This is a genomic window from Mucilaginibacter sp. (assembly GCF_036383575.1).
Lineage (GTDB): Bacteria > Bacteroidota > Bacteroidia > Sphingobacteriales > Sphingobacteriaceae > Mucilaginibacter.
In genome coordinates this window covers 1-10,017 of the sequence record NZ_DASVOB010000744.1, presented here as the reverse complement: position 1 = coordinate 10,017, position 10,017 = coordinate 1, and the positions used below count along the sequence as shown (strand labels likewise).

Sequence of the window (10,017 nt, the reverse complement as noted above, 5' to 3'; positions counted from 1 at the left end):
GCCGATTTGATTTTTCCAAAATGCGGGCAGCCGCAGCCTTTATGGAAAATACCGCATGAAGAGGCCACAGTTAATAATAGCGCACCTAATAAAATAACCAGTTTATTTTTTTTCATTTTTTCCAATCGCCTCAATAGTCAGCATAACACTAAAAACACCCATACAAGCCCCAAGCACATCGCAAAAAAGATCGTTCCAGTCGCCGGTTCGCCAGGTGAAAACGGAAGCCTGCAAAACTTCAATAAGTCCTCCGAAAGCTATGCTGATAGCCCATATGATGAACATCCTTGTATACGTAAGCCGCCGTGGTTTTTGTTGCCTGATAACGCCAAAACAAACCAGCACAATAAGCGTAAAAAATAAGCCGCAATGGGTTAACTTATCAAACCCTTCAAAAAACAGGGGCGATTTATCAACCGAATCAAGATGTACTGAACAAATCACCAAAACAAATAAGGCCCACAAAATAGCGGGCCCGTGATATTTTAAAAACAGCTTCATCTTATACGCCGATAACCGTTTTGTAATCGTCGGCAGATAAAAGTGAGTCAACATCAGCAACGTCAGCAATGGTGATCTTTACCATCCAGCCTTCGCCGTATGGATCGCTGTTAACCAGTTCGGGTTCGTTGTTTAGTGCCGGGTTAACCTCGGTTACAGTACCGGTAACAGGCATAAACAGGTCAGATACAGTTTTTACTGCTTCAACGGTGCCAAAAACTTCGTCTTTAGCAACTTCTTTACCTAATGAAGTAACATCAACATAAACAATATCGCCCAGCTCGCTCTGAGCAAATTCGGTGATGCCTACGGTAGCTACATTGCCTTCAACCTTAATCCACTCGTGGTCTTTGGTGTATTTTAATTCAGCTGGAAAATTCATGTCGTTAAATTTTGTGTGCTCAAAAATAGTAAAACTTTGGTTTTCGCAATTATGGATATGTAAAATATCCAATCATCATTTTCTATATGGCATAGTGATGGTTTATCATCTGCATATTTGCACATCAACGAAGTTAAAACTTCCTTTCGGCAGATGCCGTCCAATCATCTAATGCTTTGCGCTTATCGGCATTGCTTTGCAGCCAAGCAGCAGCACCCGCTTTATCGGCACTCAAACTGATCAGCTTAACAGCTGTTGAAAGGTGCGGTGATTGCGACAGCTTGTAAAAGAAAGCTGCATAGTAATTCCAGAAGAAGGATTGCTTGCCGGTTTTTTCGCCAAGCTTGCCAATAGCCGTGAAAATATTTTTCAATTGGGTTTCCAGCTGACCGCCCGATGCTGCAATCGCGGCACTTAAAGTTTTATTGAGCAGCAGGGTTTCAGGATCTGCTTTAGCTGCTTTCAGATCGCCTCCTTTTAGCAGGCTTTGCAGGTTGGTGTAGGCTTCATCAGCGCGCGGGCCTTCCGGGTCAAGCAGCAGGAAACTGCACAAGCCCATCAGTGCCGGCACCCTTTTGTTTTGGTGGAAAGTCACCAGGCCATAAAGGCGCTGGCTATTGGCGTGTTTAGGATCAAGTTTGATAGCTTCAATGGCCGCCAGTTCGGCTTCAGCATATTTTTGCGCACGGAAATAGGCTATCCCTAAATTAAAATATAACGGCTGATAACCGGGCTTTAATTTGATCCCTTGCTGGTAAGCATCAATGGCCTGCTGTGGCTGGTGGGCAGCATCATAAATACTCCCCATGAGCTCATAAGCCGGGCCGGTAAGGTCGCCACCGGTTTTTATGACCTTGTTAAGATAGGGTATCGCTTCGGTACCCTTACCCGAGGCATTGAGGCTGAATGCCATCTGGTAATTAGCCTGGGCATTATCGGGCTCGGAGGCAAGGGCTTCTTTGTATTTTTCAATAGCCGCGGCGTATTTTTTTTCACTGTTAAGCCTGATACCTTCCTTTATCGTGCTGCTAACATCAACATTTTGAGCCTGTGCCAATCCTGCAACGAGCACTAAAGCCATAGTGAACAAGCCTTTTTTCAACAAAATCATACTTAAACATACTAAAGAGTGCTAACTAACAGAAAATTTTAAAACTTTAATTAATACCTGCTGTATAATTTCTAATTTTCGCGTTCGTTTAGTGTGAGATAAATTGCTTTATGAGATTAGTGTACAAAAGCCTGGTAGTGTTTACTGCCCCCCTGTTACTGTTAACCTGTTCATCCAAAAATAAAAGTAAAGACCAATCGCAGTCGCAGGTTGCAGCGAAGCCACTCGACACCACCGCGCTGTTGGCCTATAATCCTAAAAATGCCGATAAAAAGATCGATGCTGTAATGCAGGAACTGCACCGTACCCGCGGTTTTAACGGCAATGTGCTCGTGGCTAAAAAAGGTAAAATAGTTTACGAAAAAGCCATTGGCTGGGCCGATTACCTGCACCGCGACAGCCTGAAGATCGGCTCACAGTTTGAGCTGGCTTCGGTTACCAAAACCATGACCTCAACGGCTATTTTGCAACTCATGGAGCGCGGTAAACTGAAGCTTGACGATGATGTTAAAAAGTTTTTCCCTGATTTTCCGTATGATGGTGTAACCATTCGCTTGCTGCTTACCCACCGTTCGGGAATGATGAATTATGTATATTTTGTCGACGATATCTATCGCAAAAATCACCTCAACCAGCGCAAAGGCCTTACCAATGCAGAGGCGATGAAAATGATTGCCGATAACAAGCCTACCCGTTTCAATGAGCCTAATAAGCGGTTCCTGTATAATAACTCCAACTTTATGGTGCTGGGTTCCATCATCGAAAAGGTGAGCGGAATGAGCTATGCCCAGTTTATGCAAGAAAATGTGTTTAAGCCTGCCAGCATGGCGCATACCCATGTTTACTCAAAAGCGGTATATGATAAAATACCGGTAGATGTTGTTGGGCACGACCGCGGCCAGTGGCGCTACTCGGTAGTGCAAAACTTTTTGGATGGCCCGGTAGGTGATAAGGGTATTTACAGCACGGTTGGCGACCTGTTCCTGTTTGACCGTGCCTTACGTGCGGGACTGTTGTTAAAACCGGCCACACTTGATTCGGCCTATGTACCACGCAACCCGATGTTACATGGACATTTTAGCTATGGTTACGGTTGGCGTACGTTCACAGCACCAGGCCAGGAAGTGATTTACCACACCGGCTGGTGGCACGGCTTCAGGCATATTTACCTGCGTGATATGAAGAATGACATTACCGTTGTGCTACTTACCAACCTGGCGAATGGCAGCCTGCTTAAGCTCGATGACCTGTTTAAAACTGTTGGCATGCCCGTTGTACGTAAAAGTGCATATAACGGAAATGGTGATACCAGTGATGATTAATGGATTGGAAAATGGTTAGGGTTGGAGAATGGTTGATTGAGTTGATTAGGTTAATGGTTTAATTGAAATTTGATCAGCTACTTTCCATCGATAACACAACTACTCACCTAATCAACCACTCACTCAATAAACTAAAACTATGTTTGATAAATTAATGGAAGCCCAGCAAAAGGCTGGCGAAATGAAAAAACGACTGGATGCCATCAGTGTATCAGGCTCAGCCGAGGGCGGCAAAATAGTTGTGAACGCTAATGCCAATAAAGTGATCCAGTCGGTACAGATCGATCCTGATTTTTTAGCGGGTGCTGACAAAGAAGAACTGGAAGAATTGTTTGTAGTGGCTATCAATAAAGCGATTGAACAAGCCGAGAACATCAGCCAAAGCGAAATGGCTGCCATGACCCAAAGTATGTTTGGAGGTCTGGGCGGTTTGGGTAATATGTTTGGTAAGTAAGCTTATATTTTCTAAAGGAGAGCCTCAAAAAAATATTAAGGCGTCATTGCTTCGTTCCTCGCAATGACGCTTTTCTTTCTATACGCCTTCTTACATTTTGAAGGCTTTATAGCGCTGTCTGTTTAAACACCTATTTGTAACTTTTCCGCAACCAAATCAAATCGCTATTATTAAGTGTTTACTTTTGATCTGATCATAAAATAACATTCTATGAAAACTACTTATTATGGCCAATCGGCACTTGAGATTGTAACCGGCGGAAAGAAATTGCTTTTCGATCCGTTTATAAGCCCTAACCCGCTGGCAAAGGATATTGATATTCACAGCTTAAAGCCCGATTATATCCTTGTATCACACGGGCATGGCGACCATGTTGCCGACTTATTAGAAATTGCAAAAAGCAGTGGTGCAAAGGTGATCTGTATTGCTGAAATTGCCGGATGGCTTGGCACTAAGGGCATTGAAAACGTACACGGTATGAACATTGGCGGTGGCTTTAACTTTGATTTCGGCCGGGTTAAAATGGTAAATGCTGTACATTCAAGTACTTTGCCTGATGGTTCACCAGGCGGCAATCCTGCCGGCTTTGTTATTTATGCCGAAGGAAAAGCGGTTTATTTTGCAGGGGATACTGCGCTTACTTATGATATGAAACTGCTGGAAGATGACAATCTGGATTGGGCATTTCTGCCTATCGGCGATAATTATACCATGGGAGCGGATGATGCCGTTAAAGCAGCAGCGTTCATCAACTGTAAAAACATCATCGGTGTTCACTATGATTCATTCCCGGTTATTAAAATTGACAAGCATGAGGTAGCTGAGAAGTTTATCAAAGCAGGCCTGAATTTGAAATTGCCTGCTATTGGTGAGACTATTGAGTTGTAAAACCTTTACGTCATCCCGAACTTATTTCGGGAACCCACAAGACTGGCGCACCTTGCAAGGCGTAAACTTGGCATGTGGGGTGCTGAAACAAGTTCAGCATGACGATCTAAATAACGAGAACAGCCCCTGCAAAATGCCGGGGCTGTTCTCGTTTTGATACCACCGGACTTAAACTTCCGGCTTCAGACTTAAAGACTTATTTCTTCTTCATTTTCATGGTGTCTTTTTTCATGGTGGTATCTTTCTTCATTTTTTTAGGCTTGTTTTTCTTTTTGGTAGTATCAGTTTGCATAATGCCTTTTGACGGGCGAACTACTGTACCGTGAGCGAAAACGCTGCCGAAAGAGATCGCTGCTAAAGCGATCAAACATAGTGCCTTTTTCATAGTTGATTATGTTTTAGATGGTTAGTATTATCTATAACAAATTAACTATGGTTTGTTTTTTTTATTTTTTAATTAAATAACTGTGCCGCTTGCTATTATAGCCCGCTTCTTAACTACAACAATGCCGTCTTGCACGGTATGGGTTCCGTAATCGCCGTCTTCAAGCTTTTCGCCACAGTTAATAGTTACGTTATCACCGATGTAGGTATTTTTATCAATGATGGCATTTAAGATGTGGCAATTATCGCCAATGCCCATAATTGGCGAACCGCTTTCCTTGCATTCAGCTATCTCTTCAAGTGTTTGATAATTGTCGCTGCCCATTACATAACAGTTTTCGATAATGGTATTTACACCAATACGGGTACGGATCCCGATTATCGAATGTGTGATCTGCTTTGCGTTGATAATACAGCCATCCGCAACTATGGATTTCTCCATCAGTGTGCCTGATATTTTTGATGGCGGCAACATGCGTGCACGGGTGTAGATCGGGTTTTTATCAAACAGGTTAAACTTGGGGATATTATCGGTTAGCCCAAGGTTAGCTTCAAAGAACGATGGGATGGTACCGATATCTGTCCAGTAACCTTCGTATTGATAGCTGGCTACACGGTGGCCTTCAATTGATTGCGGAATGATCTCTTTACCAAAATCGGTACGCTCGTTGCCTTCAAGCAACTCATACAGCAACTTCCGGTTAAAGATGTAGATACCCATTGACGCCAGGTAAACACGACCCTCTGCCTGCATCTCCGGACTAACCTCTGACGCCCAGCTTTCGAAGTTGCTTTTTGGCTTTTCGATAAACGAGGTGATCATGTTGTTCTCATCTGTTTTCAGGATGCCAAAGCCAGGAACATCCGCCGCATCAACCGGGATGGTGGCTATAGAAATTTCGGCATTGGTTTCGATATGATGATTGATCATATCTTCAAAATCCATCTGGTACAACTGATCGCCCGAAAGGATCAATACATATTCAAACTCATGCACTGCCAAATGGTGTAAGCTTTGCCTAACCGCATCGGCCGTACCCTGGAACCAGGCCACGCTCGATGGTGTTTGCTCTGCTGCAAGGATGTCAACAAAAGCATCACTAAAGCTGCTGAAATGGTACGTGTTTTTGATGTGCTTGTTTAACGAGGCCGAGTTAAACTGCGTTAACACATAAATACGCGTAATACCCGAGTGCAGACAGTTTGAAATGGGAATATCCACCAAACGATATTTACCCGCAATTGGAACTGCCGGCTTTGACCGCGTTGCGGTAAGCGGTGATAAACGGCTGCCCTGGCCGCCACCGAGCACAATGGAGATTACTTTGGATGTCATAAAGTTAGTTTTAAGCTTTCGTATAGTTCAGTGTATTGTTGTGTTGAGCGTGCCCAGGAAAAATCAAGCGCCATCATTTGTTTGCGGAGTTGCTGCATTTTGGCGGTATCCTGGTAAAGTTGCTTGGCCCTGAATACCGAGTGGCAGATATCCTGCACACTGGCCTGTACAAAGCGGATACCGTAGCCTCCTTCGTCGCCAAAGTCAATAACGGAGTCTTTTAATCCCCCGGTAGTGCGTACAATAGGCATGGTGCCGTAACGTAGTGCATATAGTTGATTGAGGCCGCAAGGTTCTACGCGCGATGGCATCAACAGGAAATCGGCCCCGGCATAGATCAGGTGCGCCAATGACTCGTCGTAGCCAATAAATACATTGCAATGTTCGGGGTATTTATTTTTAAGCTGAAGCAGGGCCAGTTCATTTTCCTTATCGCCGGCGCCTAATATTACAAAGTTAACTTCACCTTCGTTTTCGAGCAAGCTGCGCTCAATGGCTGCAGGTAGCAGGTCGGCACCTTTTTCAACTACGAGGCGACCGATAAAGGTGAATAACGGTTTTTCGGGGTCAAGCTCAAAGCGTTTGCAGATAGCTTCTTTATTAGCCCTTTTGCCTTTAGCCAGTGTTTTAGCCGAAAATTTGTTTGGGATCATCGGGTCGGTTTGCGGATTCCAAACCTCGGTGTCGATACCGTTCATGATACCATAACCCTTTGCCCGTTCAATATAAAACAGGTACTCCAACCCGTTTGAGTTATAGGTTAGTTCTTCCAGGTAAGTTGGAGATACTGTTGTGTAACGCCAGGCGCACTTAACAGCTGCCGCCAATGGGTTAATACCGCCGGCCCAGTCAAGCAAACCTGTTTTGGTTAAGTCAATTTCGGGCAGTAATGATAGTCTGTCCCAGCCAAAAGCACCGTGGTACTGGCCATTGTGTATGGTAAATACGGTTGGTGTGTTGGCCAGCCTCGTATACAACTTTGAATGGTAAAGCAAAAATGGGACTAAACCGGCGTGGTGGTCATGGCAATGGATCAGATCTGGTGTTTGCTGTGAATAGCTGATCCAATCTAAAAATGCCAGCTGAAAGGCCATGAACTGATCGCGTTCATCAGGGTAGCTGTAAATATTTTCCCTGTCGAGCAGGCCCGGGATTTTTACTAAATAAAGCTCAAAACCAAGTTTGTTTGTTTTCTCTTTCAGGATCTCGAAGAAAAGGCGACGATTGCCAAGCAAGGTTGCTGCAGCAAAAACAATTTCGAAGTCGTTTTCCTGGGTAAACTTACGGTCGTAAAAAGGCATAACAACAGCAGCCTGCAAACCTGCAAGATTCTGGTACTTAGGCAATGCGCCAACAACATCGGCAAGCCCGCCAACTTTGGCAACGGGATAGCACTCGGCACTCAAATGGTATATTTTCATTCAGGTTTTATTGGCTCAATTTAAGCAAAGATTACCAAAAGAGAAACCTATGAGAATTAATATAGTTTTGGAAAAATTAGATAAAAAGCACTGAAATTTTATTATCGTTAAGATGTTATAGTTATAAAAATGATAGGGAAAAGGGCGCGGAGTAAATATGGGTTAGTGTATTATGAAAGGGAAAGAATAGCCTTATAATGGCAAAATGCATCATAAACAATCGATATGTCATTGCTATATCCGCCAGAGGAGCCCGGAATAAATCGCGATGTTGTGTAAAATATATTTTAGCGATGTTGTGCGGGGGCCGCGTTAGGGATTGCAGCGAAAAGCCCGGAGCGTGCGCCGGGCTTGTGTGTGGGTAAAGTGAGGACTTGTAGCGGAAAGCCCGGCCGCAGGCAACGCCCATGTTATAAAATCGCTCAAAAACACAATTAATAATCAGTAACTTACAATCGTGGCATTATAAGTGAAGCGTGGCAATCGCATACTATACAGGTTCGCTCTGTACAGTATGTGATTGCTTCGTCGTTCCTCCTCGCAATGACTTTTTTTGTTAGTCACTTTAACAAGGGGGACTCAATGCGCCTCCAGCCAGTTTAAGCCTGTTCCAATCTCCACCATGATAGGTACCTCGGTTTTGATGGCGGTTTTCATGTTGTGCATAATGATGGGCTTTACAATTTCCACTTCATGGTGTGGAACGTCAAACACCAATTCGTCATGTACCTGCATGGTCATGCGGGTATCCAGTTTTTGAGCTTTCAGTTCGCGGTGGATATTGATCATGGCTATTTTGATCATATCGGCTGCCGAACCCTGTATTGGGGCATTGATGGCGTTTCGTTCGGCAAAACCACGAACGGTTGCATTGGCCGAGTTGATATCACGCAGGTAACGGCGGCGGCCCATCAGTGTACACACATAGCCGTTTTCGCGGGCGAAGTTCATGGTATCGCTCATGTATTGCTTGATACCGGCAAACTGGATAAAGTATTGTTCAATAATTTCGGCGGCTTCTTTACGTGGTATGCCCAGGCTTTGCGATAAACCAAAAGCCGATTGCCCATAAATAATGCCGAAGTTAACCGCCTTGGCGTTGCGGCGCTGATCGCTGGTTACCTCATCAAGCCCAATGCCATATACATTGGCAGCAGTGGCCGTGTGGATATCAAGGTTATTAACGAATGCCTGCATCATGTTAGGATCTTTGCTGATCTCGGCAATGATGCGAAGTTCGATCTGTGAATAATCCGCAGATACTATGGTGTGACCGCTATCCCGCGGGATAAAAGCCTTCCTTACCTCGCGACCGCGTTCGGTGCGGATAGGGATGTTTTGCAGATTGGGGTTAACACTGCTTAACCGGCCGGTTGCAGCAACAGCCTGGTTGTATGAAGTATGTACGCGCCCGGTTTTAGGATTTACCATCTGCGGCAGCGCATCTACATAAGTCGATTTTAGTTTTTGCAGCTGGCGGAAATCCAGGATATCACGCACAATATCGCTCTTGGCAGCTAACGAAAGTAAAACGTCCTCTCCTGTTTGATACTGGCCGGTTTTGGTTTTCTTGGCTTTGGGATCAAGCATCAGTTTCTCAAACAGCACCTCGCCCAATTGCTTTGGCGATGCGATGTTGAATTTCACACCCGCTTTTTCATAAACCGTTTTTTCGTACTGGGCAATATCTGTTTCCAGTGTTTTGCTGAAATCACGCAGGGTGTCATGATCTATTTTTACACCCTCGTACTCCATGTCGGCCAATACGTAAATGAGCGGGTGCTCTATCTCATTCACCAGTTTTTCGCCTTCAACTTCTTTTAGTTTTGGTTCGAAAACATTTTTAAGCTGAAGGGTGATATCGGCATCCTCGGCAGCGTATTCTTTTATTTTTTCAAATTCTACGTCGCGCATATTGCCCTGGTTTTTGCCTTTGGCTCCAATAAGCTCGGTTATGGATACCGGTTTATAACCCAGGTAATTTTCTGACAGGATATCCATATTATGGCGGGTATCCGGATCGATGATATAGTGCGCCAGCATGGTATCAAACAGGGTGCCCTTTACTTCAATGTTGTACCATTTCAGCATCAGGATATCAAACTTAATGTTCTGCCCTATTTTGCCGATGTTCTCGTTTTCCAGGATCTCCTTAAACTCAGTGACGATACTTAGTGCAGCAACCTGATCAGCAGGAACTGGTACATACCAGCCTTCG

10 protein-coding genes are annotated in these 10,017 nt (G+C 44.4%); 3 read left to right on the top strand and 7 right to left on the bottom strand.

The window, feature by feature from the left end:
- Positions 1-102 precede the first annotated feature (102 nt).
- The 3 genes from VF500_RS26705 to VF500_RS26695 all read right to left on the bottom strand — a co-directional run bounded on the left by VF500_RS26705 (position 103) and on the right by VF500_RS26695 (position 1,964).
- Positions 103-501 (bottom strand): VanZ family protein, encoded by a 399-nt coding sequence (locus VF500_RS26705; protein ID WP_330862588.1) that lies wholly within the window; start codon positions 499-501, stop codon positions 103-105.
- 1 nt (position 502) lies between these two features.
- Positions 503-883: a glycine cleavage system protein GcvH gene (gene gcvH / locus VF500_RS26700; protein WP_330862587.1), complete on the bottom strand. Its 381-nt coding sequence runs from the start codon at positions 881-883 to the stop codon at positions 503-505.
- Positions 884-1,016: 133 nt separating this feature from the next.
- Positions 1,017-1,964, bottom strand: a complete 948-nt coding sequence (locus VF500_RS26695; RefSeq protein ID WP_330862586.1) for a tetratricopeptide repeat protein — start codon at positions 1,962-1,964, stop codon at positions 1,017-1,019.
- A gap of 140 nt (positions 1,965-2,104) precedes the next feature.
- Here VF500_RS26695 and VF500_RS26690 point away from each other — a divergent pair, with 140 nt between their 5' ends.
- The 3 genes from VF500_RS26690 to VF500_RS26680 all read left to right on the top strand — a co-directional run bounded on the left by VF500_RS26690 (position 2,105) and on the right by VF500_RS26680 (position 4,658).
- The gene (locus VF500_RS26690) at positions 2,105-3,316 is read left to right on the top strand and encodes a serine hydrolase domain-containing protein (RefSeq protein WP_330862585.1); all 1,212 of its coding nucleotides are present in this window, start codon (positions 2,105-2,107) and stop codon (positions 3,314-3,316) included.
- A 139-nt stretch (positions 3,317-3,455) separates the two neighbouring features.
- Positions 3,456-3,770, top strand: a complete 315-nt coding sequence (locus VF500_RS26685; RefSeq protein ID WP_330862584.1) for a YbaB/EbfC family nucleoid-associated protein — start codon at positions 3,456-3,458, stop codon at positions 3,768-3,770.
- 210 nt (positions 3,771-3,980) lie between these two features.
- A complete protein-coding gene (locus VF500_RS26680) occupies positions 3,981-4,658 on the top strand; it encodes a metal-dependent hydrolase (RefSeq protein ID WP_330862583.1) in 678 nt (225 codons plus the stop codon).
- Positions 4,659-4,854: 196 nt separating this feature from the next.
- Here VF500_RS26680 and VF500_RS26675 read toward each other — a convergent pair whose 3' ends face one another.
- The 4 genes from VF500_RS26675 to polA form a co-directional block, all read right to left on the bottom strand.
- On the bottom strand, positions 4,855-5,043 hold the full coding sequence (locus VF500_RS26675; RefSeq protein WP_330862582.1) for a hypothetical protein: 189 nt from the start codon (positions 5,041-5,043) through the stop codon (positions 4,855-4,857).
- 72 nt (positions 5,044-5,115) lie between these two features.
- Positions 5,116-6,378 (bottom strand): glucose-1-phosphate adenylyltransferase, encoded by a 1,263-nt coding sequence (locus VF500_RS26670; RefSeq protein WP_330862581.1) that lies wholly within the window; start codon positions 6,376-6,378, stop codon positions 5,116-5,118.
- Entirely contained in the window at positions 6,375-7,799 is a 1,425-nt protein-coding gene (locus VF500_RS26665) for a glycogen synthase (RefSeq protein WP_330862580.1), read from the bottom strand. Before VF500_RS26665 ends, VF500_RS26670 begins: the two co-directional genes overlap by 4 nt.
- A 579-nt stretch (positions 7,800-8,378) precedes the next feature.
- Positions 8,379-10,017, bottom strand: a 1,639-nt coding sequence (gene polA, locus VF500_RS26660; RefSeq protein ID WP_330862579.1) for a DNA polymerase I, incomplete at its 5' end; no start/stop codon positions are given.

Coding starts and splice junctions, on each gene's coding strand:
- VF500_RS26705 (WP_330862588.1), bottom strand. CDS start 501: ATGAAGCTGTTTTTAAAATATCACGGGCCCGCTATTTTGTGGGCCTTA.
- gcvH (WP_330862587.1), bottom strand. CDS start 883: ATGAATTTTCCAGCTGAATTAAAATACACCAAAGACCACGAGTGGATT.
- VF500_RS26695 (WP_330862586.1), bottom strand. CDS start 1,964: ATGGCTTTAGTGCTCGTTGCAGGATTGGCACAGGCTCAAAATGTTGAT.
- VF500_RS26690 (WP_330862585.1), top strand. CDS start 2,105: ATGAGATTAGTGTACAAAAGCCTGGTAGTGTTTACTGCCCCCCTGTTA.
- VF500_RS26685 (WP_330862584.1), top strand. CDS start 3,456: ATGTTTGATAAATTAATGGAAGCCCAGCAAAAGGCTGGCGAAATGAAA.
- VF500_RS26680 (WP_330862583.1), top strand. CDS start 3,981: ATGAAAACTACTTATTATGGCCAATCGGCACTTGAGATTGTAACCGGC.
- VF500_RS26675 (WP_330862582.1), bottom strand. CDS start 5,043: ATGAAAAAGGCACTATGTTTGATCGCTTTAGCAGCGATCTCTTTCGGC.
- VF500_RS26670 (WP_330862581.1), bottom strand. CDS start 6,378: ATGACATCCAAAGTAATCTCCATTGTGCTCGGTGGCGGCCAGGGCAGC.
- VF500_RS26665 (WP_330862580.1), bottom strand. CDS start 7,799: ATGAAAATATACCATTTGAGTGCCGAGTGCTATCCCGTTGCCAAAGTT.